At 33.7% G+C, this 20,013-nt stretch carries 18 protein-coding genes and 2 pseudogenes; 13 read left to right on the top strand and 7 right to left on the bottom strand.

Going from position 1 to position 20,013, the window contains the following annotated elements:
- Positions 1 to 246: 246 nt before the first annotated feature.
- Complete coding sequence (locus QE431_RS16520) at positions 247 to 1,824, bottom strand: glycerol-3-phosphate dehydrogenase/oxidase (RefSeq protein WP_307297818.1); 1,578 nt, start codon at positions 1,822 to 1,824, stop codon at positions 247 to 249.
- A gap of 45 nt (positions 1,825 to 1,869) precedes the next feature.
- On the opposite strand from QE431_RS16520, the gene QE431_RS16515 reads away from it, so the two are divergent.
- A complete protein-coding gene (locus QE431_RS16515; RefSeq protein WP_307297815.1) occupies positions 1,870 to 2,079 on the top strand; it encodes a hypothetical protein in 210 nt (69 codons plus the stop codon).
- Positions 2,080 to 2,293: 214 nt separating this feature from the next.
- On the opposite strand, the gene QE431_RS16510 is transcribed toward QE431_RS16515, so the two are convergent.
- From QE431_RS16510 to QE431_RS16500, 3 genes are all read right to left on the bottom strand, one after another.
- Positions 2,294 to 2,773, bottom strand: coding sequence for a DUF6691 family protein (locus tag QE431_RS16510; protein WP_134139856.1), 480 nt, complete (start codon positions 2,771 to 2,773; stop codon positions 2,294 to 2,296).
- Between the two features lie 10 nt (positions 2,774 to 2,783).
- Complete coding sequence (locus QE431_RS16505; RefSeq protein ID WP_057116783.1) at positions 2,784 to 3,347, bottom strand: YeeE/YedE family protein; 564 nt, start codon at positions 3,345 to 3,347, stop codon at positions 2,784 to 2,786.
- 89 nt (positions 3,348 to 3,436) lie between these two features.
- Entirely contained in the window at positions 3,437 to 4,852 is a 1,416-nt protein-coding gene (locus QE431_RS16500) for a rhodanese-like domain-containing protein (RefSeq protein ID WP_307297810.1), read from the bottom strand.
- 211 nt (positions 4,853 to 5,063) lie between these two features.
- Here QE431_RS16500 and QE431_RS16495 point away from each other — a divergent pair.
- The 5 genes and pseudogenes from QE431_RS16495 (at position 5,064) to QE431_RS16475 (ending at position 9,837) form a co-directional block, all read left to right on the top strand.
- A pseudogene (locus QE431_RS16495) lies at positions 5,064 to 5,655 on the top strand (HD family hydrolase).
- A gap of 220 nt (positions 5,656 to 5,875) precedes the next feature.
- Positions 5,876 to 7,222 carry a cytochrome ubiquinol oxidase subunit I gene (locus QE431_RS16490; RefSeq protein ID WP_281866359.1) on the top strand — a complete coding sequence of 449 codons (1,347 nt, stop codon included), beginning with the start codon at positions 5,876 to 5,878 and terminating at the stop codon, positions 7,220 to 7,222.
- A gap of 2 nt (positions 7,223 to 7,224) precedes the next feature.
- Entirely contained in the window at positions 7,225 to 8,301 is a 1,077-nt protein-coding gene (gene cydB, locus QE431_RS16485) for a cytochrome d ubiquinol oxidase subunit II (RefSeq protein WP_307297807.1), read from the top strand.
- A gap of 513 nt (positions 8,302 to 8,814) precedes the next feature.
- On the top strand, positions 8,815 to 9,219 hold the full coding sequence (locus QE431_RS16480; protein ID WP_057116778.1) for a hypothetical protein: 405 nt from the start codon (positions 8,815 to 8,817) through the stop codon (positions 9,217 to 9,219).
- Between the two features lie 231 nt (positions 9,220 to 9,450).
- Positions 9,451 to 9,837, top strand: a complete 387-nt coding sequence (locus tag QE431_RS16475; protein ID WP_057116777.1) for a helix-turn-helix transcriptional regulator — start codon at positions 9,451 to 9,453, stop codon at positions 9,835 to 9,837.
- A gap of 125 nt (positions 9,838 to 9,962) precedes the next feature.
- On the opposite strand, the gene QE431_RS16470 is transcribed toward QE431_RS16475, so the two are convergent.
- A complete protein-coding gene (locus QE431_RS16470; RefSeq protein ID WP_057116776.1) occupies positions 9,963 to 10,754 on the bottom strand; it encodes a sulfite exporter TauE/SafE family protein in 792 nt (263 codons plus the stop codon).
- A gap of 311 nt (positions 10,755 to 11,065) precedes the next feature.
- A complete protein-coding gene (locus QE431_RS16465; protein ID WP_113679650.1) occupies positions 11,066 to 11,707 on the bottom strand; it encodes a Crp/Fnr family transcriptional regulator in 642 nt (213 codons plus the stop codon).
- A gap of 375 nt (positions 11,708 to 12,082) precedes the next feature.
- Here QE431_RS16465 and QE431_RS16460 point away from each other — a divergent pair, with 375 nt between their 5' ends.
- From QE431_RS16460 to QE431_RS16445, 4 genes and pseudogenes are all read left to right on the top strand, one after another.
- Complete coding sequence (locus tag QE431_RS16460; RefSeq protein ID WP_057116775.1) at positions 12,083 to 12,394, top strand: rhodanese-like domain-containing protein; 312 nt, start codon at positions 12,083 to 12,085, stop codon at positions 12,392 to 12,394.
- Positions 12,395 to 12,468: 74 nt separating this feature from the next.
- Positions 12,469 to 14,050: pseudogene (locus tag QE431_RS16455) on the top strand (NADP-dependent glyceraldehyde-3-phosphate dehydrogenase).
- A 272-nt stretch (positions 14,051 to 14,322) separates the two neighbouring features.
- On the top strand, positions 14,323 to 16,200 hold the full coding sequence (locus tag QE431_RS16450; protein WP_057116773.1) for a M1 family metallopeptidase: 1,878 nt from the start codon (positions 14,323 to 14,325) through the stop codon (positions 16,198 to 16,200).
- Positions 16,201 to 16,355: 155 nt separating this feature from the next.
- Positions 16,356 to 16,970, top strand: a complete 615-nt coding sequence (locus tag QE431_RS16445; protein ID WP_281866353.1) for a tol-pal system YbgF family protein — start codon at positions 16,356 to 16,358, stop codon at positions 16,968 to 16,970.
- 33 nt (positions 16,971 to 17,003) lie between these two features.
- Here QE431_RS16445 and QE431_RS16440 read toward each other — a convergent pair whose 3' ends face one another.
- Positions 17,004 to 17,567 (bottom strand): outer membrane beta-barrel protein, encoded by a 564-nt coding sequence (locus tag QE431_RS16440; RefSeq protein WP_307297799.1) that lies wholly within the window; start codon positions 17,565 to 17,567, stop codon positions 17,004 to 17,006.
- A 175-nt stretch (positions 17,568 to 17,742) separates the two neighbouring features.
- Between QE431_RS16440 and QE431_RS16435 the strand changes: the two genes are divergently transcribed.
- From QE431_RS16435 to QE431_RS16425, 3 genes are all read left to right on the top strand, one after another.
- Positions 17,743 to 18,147 carry a GNAT family N-acetyltransferase gene (locus tag QE431_RS16435; RefSeq protein WP_307297796.1) on the top strand — a complete coding sequence of 135 codons (405 nt, stop codon included), beginning with the start codon at positions 17,743 to 17,745 and terminating at the stop codon, positions 18,145 to 18,147.
- A 155-nt stretch (positions 18,148 to 18,302) separates the two neighbouring features.
- Entirely contained in the window at positions 18,303 to 18,686 is a 384-nt protein-coding gene (locus tag QE431_RS16430; RefSeq protein ID WP_307297795.1) for a hypothetical protein, read from the top strand.
- 179 nt (positions 18,687 to 18,865) lie between these two features.
- Entirely contained in the window at positions 18,866 to 19,948 is a 1,083-nt protein-coding gene (locus QE431_RS16425) for an efflux RND transporter periplasmic adaptor subunit (protein WP_307297793.1), read from the top strand.
- Positions 19,949 to 20,013 lie beyond the last annotated feature (65 nt).

The raw sequence follows: 20,013 nt of genomic DNA, 5'->3' as shown, positions 1-20,013 counted from the left end.
AATAGTTGTATATACAAATGTTTTGTTAATTTTTTGTTAATCTGTTTAAATGCGGTTTTCGAAGAACGTATTGTATAATTTTCAGAGAATAAAAGTACTATAATTTTTTAGTGTAAACTATTGATATGATGTTGTTTAATGATTTTTTAAAATCAAAAAGTAATTATGGCTCGAAAAAATATCAGATAATCTTTTGTAAGATAGTTTTTAAGCAAGCAGATTTTCAAATTCATCAGAGTTTACGATTTATTGGAATTCAGACAAAAGAAAACCTTTTGCAATTTGTTTGAAATTGACAATTTCTGTACTTATCCAAGCTTCATCATGACCAAGTTCTTTGGCAATTATTCTTGCCGTTTTTTCTGCAACTTCAATTGCAGCTCTGGCATCTAAGAATAATAATCGTACTCGTCTTGCCAATATATCATCAGTAGTTCTTGCCATTTCATAGCGAATCGCCCAAACGACTTCTGCCATTGTAAATTCGTAATCAGGATGCAGTTTTTCTTTTAACTCCAGCTCGTTTTCTTGTAATTCGAGTATTTTTGGAATATCAGAACCATATATATAAAGGTGATTTTCTCTATCGAGAGACGTTGTAGGTTTATTTCCGTGAATAGAAAGATGCTCAGTAACGCATTCCTTTTTTGTTAATTTTTCCGTTTTAATAGCTTTGTCTATTAGGTCTTCGGCAATTTTTCTGTAAGTTGTCCATTTTCCTCCAGTAATGGTAATAAGCCCAGTTTCAGAAACAATTATTTTATGGCTTCTAGAAACTTCTTTGGTACTTTTTCCTTCTTCTTTTGGGGCGGCCAACGGGCGCAAACCTGCAAAAACCGATAATACATCTGTTCGTGTTGGTTTTTTGGCTAAGAATCGTTGTGCTGTTTCTAAAACAAATTGAATTTCAGTTTCTAAAGCAATTGGTTCTAAACTTTGTTTTTTTATTAAAGTATCCGTCGTTCCCACCACAACATGATTGTGCCACGGAACAGCAAACAAAACTCGTCCATCTTTTGTTTTCGGAATCATTAAGGCATTTTCACCTGGCAAGAAAGATTTATCAAATACTAAATGGATTCCCTGACTTGGAACAATATATTTTTTGTAAACTGTATCATTGAGTTTCATGATAGCGTTTGTAAAAACTCCAGTTGCGTTTATAATGGCAGCACCTTTTAGACTATATTTAATTCCGGTTTCTAGATCTTGAGCTTGAACACCAATTATTTGATTTTTATCGTCCTTTAGTAAATTGACAACTTTTACATAATTTAAAACGCAGGCTCCATTCTCCACAGCAGTCTGAGCCATGTTAACTGCTAGACGAGAATCATCAAATTGACCATCGTGATAAATAACACCATTTTTCAATCCGATTTCTTCGACGTTTGGAAGCAATTCAATTGTTTTCTTTTTCGAAAGATATTTAGAACCTCCTAAACTCAGGCGCCCCGATAATAAATCGTAAATTTTTAAACCGAAAGTGTAAAAATATCCGCCAAACCAATGGTAATTTGGAATAACAAAAGATTGATTTTTGACCAAATGATTGGCATTTTGAAGCATTAAACCTCTTTCCTTTAAAGCTTCTCTTACCAAATGAATATTTCCCTGTTCCAAATAACGCACCCCGCCATGAACCAGTTTTGTACTTCTGCTTGAAGTTCCTTTTGCAAAATCTACAGCTTCTAATAAAATTGTTTTATAACCTCGGCTGGCAGCATCAATTGCAGTTCCTAAACCGCTAGCTCCACCGCCAATTATGATTACGTCCCATTTTTGTGTATTTTGTAATTGAGATAACTGTTCGGAACGATTCATGTTTTTATTTTCTAGGAAATGTTGTTCGAAAGCAAACTTAACGAAATGAAATTAATAATCGATGAAGAAAAGTTTTTTGGTTTTTATTTGTTTCGGGTTTCAAGTTTTAAGTTTCAGGTTTCAGGTTTTCAAGTTTCGCGTGATAGTGAAATCTATAACGAGATGGGAAGTTCTATGAAGAAACGAATCTTTTTATTCCGTAGGAATATTTCGTCGGTAACAAATGATAATATGGTTTTGCATTGTGTCCTGTAGGGACAAATGATTTATGAAAATAATGCATTTGAAATAATGTATCAAACGTTCCTACGGAACGTGTAATGGCAATCACATTTAATTTTCTACCAACGAGACATTCCTACGGAATGAATCTTTTCTTAAAGAATAAACCCGACAGGTTTTTAAAACCTGTCGGGTTTGTGTTATGTTAAGTTAACTTGAAACATGAAACCTGAAAAAAAACAAAATCTTAATGAGGCAATTTATCCTTAATCAAACCATAAAACCAAGTTCCTGCAATAGCACTTAATAAAGTAACGATGATTACAGTTGCTCCAGTTCCAATCTGCGCGAAAAGCGGACCTGGGCAAGCGCCAGTAATCGCCCATCCAAAACCGAACATAAGTCCGCCGTAGATTTGTCCTTTGTTGAAAATTTTAGGCTGAATCTCGATTTTTTCGCCTTGAAGCGTTTTGATATTGAATTTTTTAATGATGAAAACAGAAACAACGCCTACTGCAACCGCGCTTCCAATTACGCCATACATAAAGAAAGACTGCAGATGAAACATTTCCTGAATACGAAACCAGCTGATAATCTCTGCTTTTACAAATACAATCCCGAAAAAGATTCCGACGATTAAATATTTAAGGTTTGATAGACCGCTTTCTTTTTTCTGACTTGCGTTGATTCCTTCGCTATCTATATTTTTATTTTCTAAATTATTCATTTTTGAAATTTTAAAGTGAAAGAATATAAGGTAAAATCAAAAGGGACATTACAAAACCTCCAATCATAAAACAGATTGTGGCTACCAGTGAAGGCCATTGTAAGTTTGATAATCCCATAATTGCGTGTCCACTCGTACATCCGCCCGCATAACGAGTTCCAAAACCAACTAAAAATCCACCTACGACAATCATAATAAATCCGCGAAGCGTTAATAAACTCTCCCAAGAAAATAATTGCGAAGGAACTAGACCAGTATGATCTGTAATTCCATAACCTGCCAATTGTTCTGAAAGCTCTGGAGTAATTACAACCGCATTCGGATTCGATAAAAAGTAAGCTGCAATTACACCGCCAAGAAATATTCCGAAAACAAAAAATAAATTCCAGCTTTCTTTTTTCCAGTCATACTTAAAAAACGAAATATTTGACGGAATACAAGCCGCGCAAATATGACGAAGAGAAGAACTAATCCCGAAAGATTTATTTCCGATAATTAATAAAATTGGAACAGTCAATCCAATCAACGGACCTGCAACATACCAAGGCCATGGTTCTTTGATGATTTCTAGCATATTTTTTAGATTCAAAGGTTCAAAGGAACAGAGGTTCAAAGGGAAAAACTTTGCAGCTTTGAACCTTTGTCTCTCTGTACCTTAAAATTTTATTTTAATACTTTACTCTGACAAACAAAATCTGATTTTGGAAGATTTGTTTTTGAAATGGCTCCAAAACCGCCTTCAACTTCAGAAAAATTTCTAAATCCGCGTGCCTGTAAAATAGAAGCAGCAATCATACTGCGGTAACCACCTGCACAATGAAGATAAAAATGCTCATTCGGATTAATGTCTTTTACCCAGTCATTAATATAAGCCAAAGGTTTGCTGTAAGCATCTTCAATATGTTCGGCTGCGTATTCTGTTTCTTTACGAATATCGATTATTTTATCTGTCTCGATATTTACTTCGTTTGCAAACTGTTCAGCTGTAATTCGGTTTACGGTATCTGTTTCAAAACCTGCATCTTGCCAAGCTTCAAATCCGCCTTCTAAATGCCCAATAATAGTATCAAAACCTACACGGCTTAAACGTGTTACGGTTTCTTCTTCCATTCCATCAGCTGTAATCAATATAATAGGCTGCTTTACATTTGCAATTAAAGTTCCAACCCACGGCGCAAAATCACCATTAATTCCGATATTAATAGACTGCGGAATAAATCCTTTGCTAAAATCGGCAGCACTTCTGGTATCCAAAATTAAAGCGCCAGTTTCTTCTGCAACAGCTTCAAAATCTTTTACATTTATAGCTTTCATTCCGTTGTTTAAAACCGATTCAAAACTTTCGTAACCTTGCTTGTTCATGGCAACGTTCATGCTGAAATAGGCAGGAGGAGGCAATAATCCATCCGTTACTTCTTCAATAAATTCAGCTTCGGTCATATTGGCACGCAAAGCATAATTTGTTGCTTTTTGGTTCCCGATTGTCGAAACAGTTTCTTTACTCATGTTTTTTCCGCAGGCACTTCCAGCGCCATGTGCAGGATAAACAATTACATCATCAGCCAGAGTCATAATTTTATTTCTTAAAGAATGAAATAAAATTCCAGCCAATTGATCTTGTGTCATTCCAGCAGCTTTCTGTGCTAAATCTGGACGGCCGACATCTCCAATAAATAAAGTGTCACCAGAGAAAATAGCGTGATCTTTTTCGTTTTCATCAATCAATAAAAAAGTAGTGCTTTCCATAGTATGCCCAGGAGTGTGCAATACCTTAATAGTCACTTTTCCGATTTTAAATTCTTGTCCGTCTTTTGCAGAAATGCAGTCAAATTCGCAGGCCGCGTTTGGTCCGTAAACGATTGGAGCTCCAGTTTCTTTACTTAAATCGACGTGGCCCGAAACGAAATCGGCGTGAAAATGTGTTTCAAAAATGTATTTCAATTTTACGGCATCGCGTTCTAAACGATCTAAGTAAGGCTGTATTTCTCTAAGCGGATCGATAATGGCCGCTTCGCCATCTGAAGTAATATAATAAGCACCTTGTGCTAGACATCCGGTGTAAATTTGTTCTATTTTCATGATATGAAATCTAAAATATGTGGGATACAAATGTACTGCTGTTTTCTCAGAAAATAGGTGACTAATGTTACAGAAATTTGATTTCTGTTAAAAAATAACATTGATTTTATCATACAGGTTATATAAAGTGATTTAAAGTTGAGCAATTAAGCTTTTACTTCTAATTTTGCATATGACGAATGTCATTTTAAGAAAAAAATAATCATTTACTATGAACACAAAAGACTTATTAGATCAAATTGCTTTTATAAAAGAAATTGATAAAGTAAAATATATTCAGCGTAAAACAAAGTTATTTAACAGCGACCGATGCGAAAATGATGCTGAACACAGCTGGCATTTGGCATTGATGGCAATTGTTTTGGCAGAACATTCAGATGAGCCGATTGATGTTTTAAAAGTCGTTAAAATGGTTCTCATTCATGACATTGTCGAAATTGATGCTGGAGACGTTTTTATGTACGACACCGTAAAAAATCATTTAAATACAGATGAAGAACGATTAGCTGCTAATCGAATCTTTGGTTTACTGCCTAAAAAACCAAGCAGAAGAGTTTATTGCTATTTGGGAAGAATTTGAAGCTGGTGAAACCAATGAAGCTAAATTTGCAAAATCGATGGATCGTCTAGAACCTTTATTACAAAACACCTCTAACAATGGTGGAACTTGGAAAGAATTTGACGTGAAGTATGACAAGGTTTATGAGAAGAAAAGCGTAATTAAAAATGGTTCAAAATCATTGTGGAATTATGCTGAAGGTTTGATTAACGATAGTGTAGAAAAAGGGATTTTGAAGAAATGATTTTTTTAAAACCATATAAGTGATATAAGTAAATATAAATTGGAGGTAACTTTGACAAAGATGCAGCGTTTACTTATGAGTTTAAAAAAATTACCGCAAAAACTAAATCAAACTTATATCACTTATATGGTTCAAAAATTTAGAAATAAACTCTTGTTTTAGGGGGTAATTCGGGTTTTAATGGGTAAATTTGTGGAACTTCATAAACAAATTACCTATTATGGAAGAAATGCTCTTTTATGATCGAATGCAATTTGCCTTCACCATTACTTTTCATTATCTTTTTCCTCAGCTTACAATGGGCCTTTCGCTCATCATTGTTTACTTTAAATGGAAATACTTAAAAACCAATAACGAACAATACAATCACGCCACCCATTTCTGGATGAAAATCTTTGCCCTGAATTTTGCAATGGGCGTTGTTACCGGAATTCCGATGGAGTTTCAATTTGGAACCAACTGGGCAAAATTCTCTGAATTAACGGGCGGAATTATTGGTCAGACGCTCGCGATGGAAGGAATGTTTTCTTTCTTTCTCGAATCTTCGTTTCTCGGAATATTTTTATTTGGAGAAAAACTCCTCGGGCATAAATGGCATTTTGTAACTGGTGTATTAATCATGATTGGTTCTTGGGCAAGTGGTTATCTTATTATTGCCACACATTCTTGGATGCAGAATCCTGTGGGTTATGAAATTCTAGAAAACGGAAAATTTGTATTAACCAATTTCAAAGCTTTATTTTTAAATCCTTGGCTTTGGCCGTCTTATCTGCATAATCAAGCCGCTTCTTTGGTTACAAGTTCTTTTGTTGTAGCTGGAATCGGGGCTTTTTATATTTTGAGTAAAAAGAATGTTTCTTTTGGGAAATTGTTCTTGAAAACAGGAGTAATTTTTGGATTGATTTCGAGTATTATTGTGGCTGTGCCAACTGGAGATTTACTGGCAAAAAATGTGGTAAAATACCAGCCGGTGACTTTTGCAGGAATGGAAGGAATTTTTCATACCGAGAAAAGAGGTTCTGAAATTGTCTTAATTGGTCAGCCCGATGTAAAAGACAAAAAATTGGACAACAAAATTGCCGTTCCTAATATTTTGAGTTTCCTGACTTACGGAAATTGGGATCAGGAAATTAAAGGTTTAGATCAGTTTGAAGAAGATCTGCATCCAACAAATATTTCAGGATTGTATTATGCCTATCATATTATGGTTGGACTTGGAACAGTTTTTATCGGTTTAATGGTAATTTCTCTTTTTCAATTGGTTAGAGGAAAATTATTTCAAACTAAATGGATTTTATGGTCACTAATGTTTATGATGCCATTTCCCTATATCGCAAATACAACAGGCTGGTACACGGCCGAATTAGGAAGACAGCCTTGGCTGGTTTATAATTTACTGAGAACATCTGCAGGGGCTTCGCCAACGGTTTCTTCTGGAAATACTTTGTTTACATTGCTTGGATTCATAGGATTGTATTTACTGCTCGGAATGTTGTTTTTACTTTTAATTGGAAAAATTATCAATAAAGGACCGCATCATGTGGAACTTTCAACAGAAAAAATATAAGTATGGAATTTTTTTGGTACGTAGTTTTAATGGGAATCCTGGCAGTTTATCTGGTTTTAGACGGCTACGATTTTGGTGCAGGAATTATTCATTTGTTTTTTGCAGATACAGAGCGAGATAAAAAAGTAATTACAAACTCAATTGGACCTTTTTGGGATGCTAATGAGGTTTGGCTGATTGCAGCCGGAGGTGTTTTGTTCTTTGCATTTCCGACTTTATATGCTTCTTCTTTCAGCGGATTTTATCTGCCGTTGATTATGATTTTATGGCTTTTGATTTTTCGTGCAATTGGGTTAGAAATGCGCGGACAGGTGCATCATCCCATGTGGGAAAGTATTTGGGATAAAGCTTTCGGAATTGCCAGTTTGCTTTTGGCTTTGTTTTTTGGAATTGCTTTAGGAAATATCGTTCGCGGGGTCAATCTTGGAATGGTGCAGAATGGCGTTTCTACACAAGAAGCACATTTTTTCTTTCTGCCTTTGTGGAATCCAACTTTTAGTCCGCAGGCCAATGAGCTGGGAATTATCGATTGGTTTACGCTTTTCTTAGGAATTGTAAGTACTGTAGCTTTAACTATTCACGGGGCAAACTGGATTATTTATAAAACAAATTCATCTCTGAATCCGAAATTGAAAAAAGTAGTTTTTGCCTTGAATATTGTTTTGCTGGTTTTAGTTTGTATTTCATTGCAGATTTGGCATTTTATCGAGCCTAAACCATTTCATAATTTTGTTGAAAATCCGATTTTATGGTTTTTTCCTTTAATGACTTTTGTTGGAATTTTAGGATTATTCAAAGTTCGTTCGTTTAAAAAAGATGGTCACGGATTTCTGTTTTCGACTTTGTTTTTAGTCGGCGGATTTGCTTCAACAGCGGTTTCTATTTTCCCAAATGTGCTGCCTTCAACCAACAAAGTAAATCCGTCCTTAACGATTTATAACACTGCCGCTCACGAATACGGATTAAATGCTGGTTTGAGCTGGTTTTTTATCGCTTTGGCTTTGGTAATTGTTTATTTCATTATTCAATATCGCGTTTTCAGCGGAAAAATGGATGATATTGGGTATGGAGAGCATTGATTTTTATAAATGCGGATTCACGAATTTTAATTATTTGATTATATGAATTGCCTCCAGTTTTAACTGGAGGTTTTTTTATTGAAAGGTGAGAATGCTTTAGCCAAATAAAAAGTTTGGCTAAAACCTAGACTCAAATTTCTTTATCTCCAGATGGAGACAATTGTTAAAAATCTTTAAAACCAAAAAAAATCATTCACTCAAGTGTGCGTTAGGGATAGGAGCGGTATCCTTTTTCTTGTTTCTTTAACAAGGAAAAGATACAAGCGGATAGCCCGGCCGGAGGAAACGCCCAAAATATAAATCTCCTAAATCAGGACATTTTATAAGTAATAAAAGGGGTAAATTATTATTAAAGATTTAATTACAACTTATAGTTATATTCTATAATTTTCTATTGTAGGAAAAAAAAGAAGTTAATGCTTAATATTGCGTATCTAAGAATTATTCCCCTAATATTCTTTAAAAATGATTTCTACTATAACTTTTAAATCTATTTTTACCTACTAATTAATTATGTCTTTAACAATTTTTCGCGACAAGATTAGATTTCATTACAAATCTAAAAATTGGCAGTATCAATTTGATGAAATAAAAGAGATTGGACTGCTGAAAAAAAAGAAAAAATACTTTTTAGAAAATAGTGTTTTTATTGCCGTTACAGCTGTTACTTATTATTGCATGATTTTCTCTGATATAATAGATGTGTATTACATTATTCCCGCAGTTTTGTGTTACAGTCTTGTTATAATCGCTTGGTTTAGAGAAAAAACGGAGTTTAACTATTTTGTGTTTGTAAAGGATGTTTACAAAAATAAAATAAGAACCAAAATCAAGGCAGAGGATCGGGTTTTGATAAGCAGACAAATAGATCATTTTTTAGATCTTCAGTTTGAGCGAAGTATTGGAAGAACCGCTTAAATTTAAAATTCAAGGATGTTTGTATTTGATGTTTTCCATTATGATTTTGTTTTCATAATGGGAGCTTTGATGTGTAGTTATTTATTGCAAAAAGGAAAAATTAACGAAAAAACAATGCTTCATAAATTAGTAGTATGAAGCAATACTAGAATACCCAAAAATAAGTATAGTTACGCTGTTTAACCAACGGCTGGCTGTTTTAACTATACATGACCCCAAATCAGAAAAATTATGGCCGCAACAATTAAAAACAAAATTAAAAACATTAGAGAGTTAAAGAATTATACTCAGGAATATATGGCAGAAAGATTAGGTGTAACACAAGCAGGTTACAGTAAAATTGAAAAAGGGAAGACTTCTTTGAGTTACGAGAAATTGGTTGAAATTGGAAGAATTTTAGATGTCAGTGTAGAGGATATAATTAGTTTTGATTACGATAAATACTTTAACAATTTTAATAAAATAACAGGAAACAACAACGGAAGCATTTTGATAAATGCTGATAATTCTTCGATTTTAAAAGAGCTTTACGAAGACAAAATCAAACTTCTGGAAAAACTTCTCAACCGAACAGAACATGAGCTTGAGCGCTATAAAGAGAGGTTTGGAGAGATTTAAGAAATACACTTTTTAGTTTCATCTTTGTCAAAGTGTATAACTTTGACAAAGATTACTCTACAAGTAAAACTAAATTCAAAATATTTAAATAAAAATCTAAACAGATTGGCAATCCGTTTTAAATTTTAAAAGTTAAAACAAACTTCTTTTGCAATAATGTAAATTCCCATTACAAGTACAAACCATCCAAAAAGAGGTTTGAGTTTTGCACCATCGATTTTTTTAGAAAGCTGGCTTCCAATAATCATTCCGATTAAAGCCATTGCCGAAACGCTTAATAGAAAAGTATAATTGATTGGTGTCCCGATATATAAATCGCCTGCAAAGCCTATTGACGAATTAATTGTGATAATTAATAATGAAGTGCCGACTGCCTGCTTCATTGGTAAATTGGCAAAGAAAAGAAGCGCAGGAATAATTAAAAATCCACCGCCAGCGCCAAGAAATCCCGTGACGATTCCCACTAAAAAGCCAATTAAACTAAGCTGCAAATAATTGGTTTCTGTTGTTTTTATTTCAGGCTGATTTTTTTTAATCATCGAAATTGCTGCCGTAATCATTAAGATGGAAAAGATTATCATGATCAGAAAATCTTTTGAAACCGTATAAGAGGCTACAGAAAATAATGTCGCAGCAATTTGAGGAAAAATTACTTCGCGGATAATTAAAATGGAAATTACAGAGGGAACTGCAAAATACAACGCCGATTTCAGTTTGAGATTTCCCATTTTGTAATGGCTGTAACTTCCTGATAAAGCCGTTAATCCCACAATAAATAGGGAATATGAAGTTGCCTGATCTGGATTTACTTGAAATAAATAAACGAGAATAGGAATAGTCAAAATAGAACCGCCGCCGCCAATTAAGCCAAGCGAAATTCCGATTATGATTGAAGCAAAATAGCCTAAATATTCCATTGCATTTCTTTTGATGCAAAGTTGCTTCGGAAATTAGAATCCTACAGTAACATTTATCACAGAAGGAATTTTAAAGAAGAATTTCACAAATTTTCACGAATTATTCTGTCGGCATAAATTTTAAATCCTATGTGCAGTAATGAAAGTGAAAAACCTTTTTAAAATTACTAAAGCTATGTTTCTATGTGTTTAATACTAATAAAATATTTTGTCACGTTGAGTGAAGTCGAAATGCGATGTGCAATCTCTCCCGAAGCCTCGGGATGCTCAACCTGACAATCGTTTTTAGAAATAAATTATTGGAATTAGTTTTAATTCGTGAAATTAGTGTTTAATAACTCAATCTGGTTTCGGTTTAGTTTAACCAGACCGCGTTGTTCCATTTTTTTTAATAATCGAGAAATCACTTCACGCGAAGTATTTAATTCCGTTGCAATTTCTTGGTGTGAAAGATTGACTTCAGAACAGCCGCAGGCATCAGAATGTCTTTTTAGGTAAAACTCCAAACGTTCGTCCATAGAACGGAAAGCGATATTATCAACCACTTCCAGCACTTCTTCAAAACGGCTTCTATAGGTTTCAATTACAAATTCGTACCAGCTTCTGTGTTCCATCATCCATTTGTCCATTAACTGCAGCGGAATCATCATAACAGAAACATCTTCTACCACTTTTGCCATAATCTGGCTTTTCTCACTTTTTGCAGTGCAGATCATAGAAATGGCACAGGCTTGGCCAGGCTGTAAGTAGTACATTAAGAACTCGCCGCCATCTTCGCCCTGACGATAAATCTTTATTTTTCCTTTGGTGATTAAAGCGGTATTTTTGATATACTGCCCCATACGCATTAATATTGTTCCAGCTTCAAAATCCTGCAGGCTTCCGTTTTCTTCTATAGTAGCGATAAGTTCGTTGGAGAAATTGGGAAATATGGTTTTTAAGGAATTTTGCATTGCTATAATAATTTTGGCACCTCGATCGGAGTCGAGATGTTTGCGGTTTTCGACTCTGCTCAAACTGACAGATGATACTTTTGGTTTCTAAATTTTTATCAAAAAGAGATTAAAAATTGTAATTGTTTGCAAAGATAATAGTTTGATTTGGGATTCATTGTCATAAAATTAGATTTAAGATGTATTTAGCGGAAATGAAAAAATCCTATTTTCTACCGATTTTGTAGACTGAATTTTTAAAAATAGTAAGTAAATTTGTAAATCACTGATTATAATACTTTCTCTAAAACGTTTTCTGAGAATAATAATCGAAATCGCATTTGGTACGTTTTTTATAAATAGAAACGTCGTAATTTTACAAAAACACATTTTATTATGAATTTATCACAAGAAGATTGGGTTGCTCAGTTAGAAGCTGACGAAAATGCAGTTATACTTGACGTAAGAACTGAAGACGAATTTAATGACGGCTATATTGAAAATGCTTTAAACATTGACATCAATAAGGGTCAGGGGTTCATTTACGAAATCGAAGAATTAGACAAAAATAAAAATTACTATGTATACTGCCGTTCTGGAGCTAGAAGTGCAAAAGCATGTCAAATCATGAACGAACTAGGTATCGAAAATGCCTACAATCTGCTTGGCGGAATCCTGGATTGGGAGGGCGAAACAGTACAACCATAAAAGAAGAAGAGGCATATAAAGGCCTCTTTTTTCTTTTGAAAATAGAATTACCAGACCATTAAACAAACCAAATTATGAGTTTTATACCAGAAGAATATCAGATTAATACGCTGATAAATCAAGATACTTATCTTGTAAACGGAGAATTGAAACAATGGACAGGGCAAACCACACCTGTGTTTTCTACTATTTCTTCAACAGAAAAATATTCGCCGACTTTATTAGGATCTATTCCTTTTATGGGAGAAAAAGAAGCGGCGGAAGTTGTCGAAGCTGCAACCAATGCATACGATATGGGTCAGGGCTTATGGCCGACTATGAAAGTAGCAGATCGCATTAAGTGCATGGAAAATTTTGTGAAACAAATGAAGGAAACCCGCGAAGAAGTGGTTAAACTTTTGATGTGGGAAATTGGAAAAAATCTTGGAGATTCACAAAAAGAATTCGACAGAACGGTAGAATATATTTACGATACTATTGCCAGTTATAAAGAATTAAATGGACGCAGTTCGCACTTCGAAAAAGTACAGGGTGTAAACGCGATGATTCGCCGCGGACCTCTTGGAGTTGTATTGTGTCTTGGACCTTACAATTATCCACTGAATGAAACTTTTTCATTGTTGATCCCAGCTTTAATTATGGGTAATACAGTGATTTTTAAACCTGCTAAACATGGTGTTTTATGTATTACACCATTATTAGAAGCGTTTAGAAGCAGTTTCCCAAAAGGGGTAATTAATATTGTTTATGGCAGAGGACGTGAAGTGGCTTCTCCAATTATGAAATCTGGAAAAATTGATGTTTTGGCATTAATTGGAAATAGTAAATCGGCGATTGCATTACAAGATCAGCATCCAAACAAAAATAGACTGCGTTTGATTTTAGGTTTAGAAGCTAAAAATCCAGCGATTATTTTACCAGATGCCGACTTAGATTTGGCAATTCAAGAATGTATTGCGGGAACTTTATCTTTTAACGGACAACGCTGTACGGCTTTACAAAGTATTATATGTTCACGAATCTGTTAGAGAAGAATTCAATAAACGCTTTTCTGAAAAAGTAGATAGTTTAATTTTTGGAAATCCTTGGGAAAAAGGAGTTTCTTTAACACCGCTTCCAGAAACCGAAAAACCAAGTTACATTCAGGGATTAATAGATGATGCAACTAGTAAAGGAGCGAAAATCATTAATGAAAAAGGAGGAAAGCATACTGATAATTATATTTTTCCAGCGGTTTTATATCCAGTTAACAAGGAAATGCGCGTTTATCACGAAGAACAATTTGGACCAGTTGTTCCTGTACTTTCATTCAAAGATATTAAAGAACCTTTAAATGATATGGCAGAATCTAACTACGGACAACAGGTGAGTTTGTTTGGTAAAGATATAAAAACGCTTGCCCCGCTTATTGATTCCTTGGTAAACTTAGTTTGTAGAGTAAACCTCAACAGTTCTTGCCAAAGAGGACCAGATGCGTTTCCGTTTACAGGCCGCAAAGATTCGGCTGTAGGAACATTAAGTATTCCAGATGCTTTGCGTTCTTTCTCAATTCGTACGTTTGTAGCTTCAAAAGATATCGATTATAATAATGAAATTCTGCAGGAATTGCTAAACAGCAAAGAATCAAATTTTATTAACACCGACTATATTTTGTAGTAATAAAGGTTATATATTAATTGTAGATACCGTCTGTTTCTTTTAGTGATAGACGGTTTTTTTTTAAATGTAAAATGTAAAATGTTAGATGTTAGATGTTAGATGTTAGATGTTAGATGTTAGATGTTAGATGTTAGAGCAGTCTTTTCACATCTAACATCTAACATCTAACATTTCACCATTAACAATTAATAATTAAATTTGTAACATTCGCAGAAAAGACACCACTAATCTGTTATCAAAAATTAATTTAAAAGATCTAAGAATAACTTATGGAAAAGAAAATATTGCAATTTGCAGTAATAGCATTTGTTTTTTTTGCCCAAAACAGCTTTGCACAAGAGCTTTATATGCCAAGAAACATAAAAAAAGCTTACGCAGAAGGAACTCGTTCTAAAGACGGAAAACCAGGAAAAAACTATTGGCAGAATCACGGAAAATACAATATGGAGATTTCGGTTGATCCGAAAACTAAAATTGTAAGCGGAACAGAAACAATTATTTACGAGAACAATAGTAAAGACACTTTAAAAAACTTGGCTATTCGTTTTGTAAACAACCTTCATAAGCCATCTGCACCTCGCGGAAGCTCTGTAAGCGACGATTTTTTAAGCGACGGCTTGACTATCACTTCATTAAAAATAGAAAATGAAGTTTACAAAGAAGATGCAAGAAACTGGGGAACAGTTGGAAATGTAAAATTGAAAAAGGCAATTTTGCCACATTCAAAAACCATCCTAAATATTCAATGGAATTATCCTTTGTCTAAAGAAAGCGGAAGAGAAGGACAGATTGACGAAACTACATTTTTTGTAGCCTACAGCTATCCTCGGGTTTCGGTTTATGACGATTATAATGGCTGGGATAGATTACCACACACAGACCGCCAAGAATTTTACAACGATTTTAATGATTACGTTTTCTCTGTAAAAGCTCCAAAAAACTATGTAGTCTACGCAACTGGAGATTTACTAAATCCAGATGAGGTTTTACAGCCAGAATTTGCCGCTCGATTAAAAAAATCCTACACGACAGATGAAATTCTGCATATTGCCAATGAACAAGAAATGAAAAGCGGTATTGTAACCAAACAATACGATTGGAATGTTTGGAAGTTTGAAGCCAAAAATATTTCAGATGTAACTTTTGGATTAAGCGATCATTACTTATGGGATGCCAGCAGTGTTGTAGTGGATAAAAAAACCAATCGCCGCGCAAGTGTTCAGGCAGCTTATGATATTAAAGGAACAGATTTTGTAAATTCAGTAAAAAACAATCAATATGCTTTAGATTGGTTTTCAAATAACTGGCCTGGAGTTCCATATCCGTTTTCTAAAATGACAGCTTTTCAAGGTTTCGCAGATATGGAATATCCAATGATGTGTAACGATTCGCAAATGGGAGATCCTGTTTTTGCACAATTGGTACAGGACCATGAAGTTGCACATACTTATTTTCCATTTTATATGGGAATCAACGAAACACGCTATGCTTTTATGGACGAAGGATGGGCAACAACTTTTGAATATTTAATTGGAATTGCAGAACATGGTAAAGAAGCAGCAGACAAATTTTATCAGGACTTTAGAGTAAAAGGATACATAAATGATCGATCTACGGAAGAAGATCAGCCGATAATTTCAATGTCTACACAAGTTTCTGGAGCAGGTTACGGAAATAACTCTTATGGAAAAGCATCACTTTCATATTTAGCTTTAAAAGATATGCTGGGCGATGAATTGTTCAAAAAGGCGTTGCACGCTTATATGGATACTTGGAATGGAAAACACCCTATTCCGTGGGATTATTTTAATTCATTTAATACTGCAACAGGGAAAAATCTAAACTGGTTCTTCAACAATTGGTTCTTCACTAATAATTACCTTGATATTGCAGTAAAGAATATTTCTTCGGATAATAAAATAATTACAGTAGAAAACATTGGAGGTTTTGCTATTCCTTTTGATGCAATTATTACTTATGCGGATAATTCAAAAGCAGTATTGCATCAGACTCCTTCAGTTTGGGAAAAGAATCAAAAAACAGCTAAAATTATTTTAAAAAGTACAAAAAAAATTAAGCAGGTACAACTTGACGGAGGTATTTTTATGGATGCAACTCCAGAAAATAACATTTTGCAGATCAAATAATTAAACGTTTTTTAAATATATTACAACGCCTCTTTTCAATAGAAAAGAGGCGTTTTTTATTATTGAATTATTTAAGACAATGAAAAAAAAATAGAAAGTGTAAGAAAGTTTCTTTAAAATAAATTAGGTTTGCAAAAAATAAACCTACTAATTTAATGAAAAAGACTTTTATTCTAATTGTTTTGTTGAAGACTTGTCAGTTTTTCGGGCAGAATGATCAAAAAACCACATTTCAAAAGAATAAATACGAATTAGCCCTTTCGTATTATAAAAAAGCTGATTTTGCAAAAGCTATTGATTTATTTTCTTTAGCCGCAAAAATTAAACCTGACAATGAAATAGCGGAAGAAGCTATTAAAAAAGTGGACACCTTACGTGATGTTTTAAGAAAAAATATCTTAGACCATGCAATAGGAACTTGGAAGAAAACTGGAAGTCATCCAGTTTGGGCAACTACATCTGCTGGTGCCGATAATCAGACTGATTTTGATGAATTTCTTGAAATTAATGAAAATGAAATTTTGTTTTTCGAAATTGATAGAAAAACCAAACAAAAGAAAATTCTAAAAACTGAGAATTTAGTTTATAATGATCAGAAGAATACCGTATCATTATATTCAGAAATCATACTTTCAGACGGAACGATTTGGAATTGCAGTATTAACGAAAAATCAAATGTATTGCATGTAATCAACGTAGCTGTTAAAACAGAAGAAGGTATCGAAAAAATAGATGAGGATAACTTGGAAAGTTACTACGTTAAGATATAATAGAAAGGGAATCAATTGATTCCCTTTTATTTTTTACAAGAATTTAAAGCCAAGCGAAAAATTTGTAATTCCTGTTTTAATTTCACCATCAGAAGAATCGATATCGGTTAAACCAGCAAGATATCTTACGTCAAAAGTCAATTTCCATACATCAACTCCGACTCCGCCAATTATACTATGATTGTTCTTTTCTAATGCTATAGAATTGAGGTTATTATTTTTACTAATATCCGAATAATTTTTCCAGTTATACCCAACAAAAAGCCTCACATTTCCAACTTTACCAAGTGGTACAAGCTTGTACCCGGCAATTAACGAAGCGTCTGTCCCAGCTAGTTTAAATTCGGTTTCACCAATGCCATCTTGATAAACACTGAAATTTGATTTCGAATAACCAAATTCGCCCTGACCATAAAAAAGTAAAAGATTTACTCGGGCAAATGCCGTAATACCAATTCCTGTGTTGGTGTGATCTGAACTAAAATTTTTTGCATTTACAGAAGTTATATTAGTTGAAATCTGAGGTCCGATTTGTATTAATTGCGCAAATCCGTTGACACAAATACATAAAAAAGCAGCTAAAAAGAAATTTTTCATAATGGAAGATATTTGATGTTGGTACTATAAAAATAATGATAATTGGTTTAAATTGAACGATTTGTCTGATTTATTTTCGTTTAATTTTTGAAAGAATATTAACATTCATCTCTTTTTTGATTTTTCAAATTCATGATAAAATGCATTACTTTTGGTCAACTTCTAATGGACTAAAATGGAAATTAAAACAATAAATGCATCCGATACGTGGCAGATCAGACATGAGGTGATGTGGCCAGACCAGCCTTTTGAATTTGTGCAGCTCGAAGAAGATAATTTAGGATTGCATTATGGTGCTTACGAGAATGATAAATTACTTTCAATAGTGTCTTGTTTTATTACGGGAGAAGAGATGCAGTTTCGAAAATTAGCCACTTTAGCCGAATATCAAGGCAGAGGAATTGCATCGACATTATTGAACCACATTTTTACGGCAGCGAGAGAAAAGGAAATAAAAAAAGTTTGGTGCAATGCAAGGGCAGAAAAAAAACAATTTTATGAAAAATTCGGTATGGTTGATACTGGAGAGCTTTTCACAAAGGCAGGACAGGAATTTGTAATTATGCAGATCGTCTTTTAAGTGATTGGTTTGTAGTGTTTTGACTGTGTTTTTGTTGTCTAAATATGTCCATTTTGATTTTATTTTAAAGTGAAAACGTTTTCGTTTACGATTACATGTTAAGACTTTCTTATTTTATTTTTTTTATTCCAATCTTTTATTACTTTCGCACCCAAATGAGAAAGTTAATAGTATTTTTAGTATTCATGAATATGCTTCTGTTCGGCGGAGGCCAATATCTTAATGCTAATACTTTTGGCTTACCTCAGCACCATAATCTTGAAAAGAAACACCGAGTTAAATTCACTAATCAAGATCGTGGATCTTCAACTTTTGAAGATGCCGCAGATATTGATATTGAAGAGGAATTTCTAGGAAATGATGATGTTGATGGACTTACGAATAAATTTTTTGCATCGTCTTACAGTTTAGTAGACGACTTGTATCTGGCTTTGTCAGATCAATCTGCTGCAAATGATTCCAATCGTTTAAAAATTTCTACGCCTAACTTAGGGCATTCAAATCCTATATATATTACTCAGAGAGTATTAAGAATTTGATTTTAAAATATACATTGGTTGCCTAAGTTGCGATCCTGCATATCTTGCTGCTGTATATTTTTCTCTTACTTCCGCTTATATGACAATTAAGGTCAGACCAAGGCTTACTGATGTTTTATCCATCTTTAAGGAATCTTTGTATTCCAAGCATTCAATCGCTTAATTTCCATTTAAAAATCATGAAAAGAATCATCTTGTTCGCGGGCTTTATGGCCGCGGTGTGCTTAACCAGTTGTACAGCAAAAAAAGAAGAAAAAGAAGAAGCGGAAAAGTTTACAGTAACTAATCCCGTAAAACTTGACACTTCATTTACAAAAGAATATGTTTCGCAGATTAAATCTGTACGAAACATTGAAATCCGCGCCCAGGAAAAAGGGTTTTTACAAAACATTTATGTTGATGAAGGACAGTTTGTAAAAAAAGGACAGCTGTTGTTTAAAATTATGCCAAACATGTATCAGTCTGAATTGCTTAAAGCTCAGGCAGAACAAAAATCAGTAGAAATTGAATTACAAAATTCAAAACTATTGGCAGATAAAAATATCGTTTCTAAAAACGAATTAAGTGTAGCTCAGGCAAAATTGCAGTCTGCAAAAGCTGAAGTTGCTCTTGCAAAACTTCACTTATCATTTACAGAAATCAGAGCTCCATTTGATGGAACAATCGATAGAATTCCATTAAAATTAGGAAGTTTAATTGATGAAGGCGAATTACTGACAAGTCTTTCAGACAACAGTCAGATGTTTGCCTATTTCAATGTTTCGGAGCCAGAATATATCAGCTATGAAACAAATGTAAAAGATCGTGCAGATAATAAAGTGAATTTAGTTTTGGCTAACGGAGACATTTTTAAAGAAAAAGGAAATGTTGAAGTTATCGAAAGTGAGTTTAACAATGAAACAGGAAATATTGCTTTTAGAGCAAGATTCCCAAATTCTAATAAATTACTTAGAAACGGTGAAACAGGACAAGTACAAATGCTGGTTCCTCTTAAAAATGCAATTGTAATTCCGCAAAAAGCGACTTACGAAATTCAGGATAAAAAATATGTTTTTGTTGTGGATAAAAATGATAAGGTAAGCTCTAGAGAAATCACTATTACAGGTGAAATTCCTGATTTATATGTGATCAAAAGCGGACTTAATGAAAATGATAAAATTTTACTTGAAGGTGTTCAGAAAGTAAAAGAGAATGATAAAATTAAATACGAATTTGAATCTCCTAAAAAGGTTATCAATAACCTGCGCTTAAAAGCAGAGTAAATTAGTGTTCAGTCGCAGTTTTAAGTATTCAGTTTATTTTGAAAGTACTAATATTTGCAAGTAAC

The organism is Flavobacterium sp. SORGH_AS_0622, assembly GCF_030818825.1.
Taxonomy (GTDB): domain Bacteria; phylum Bacteroidota; class Bacteroidia; order Flavobacteriales; family Flavobacteriaceae; genus Flavobacterium.
The sequence above is the reverse complement of the archived record's forward strand: the minus strand, read 5'-3'. Positions and strand labels throughout refer to the sequence as shown.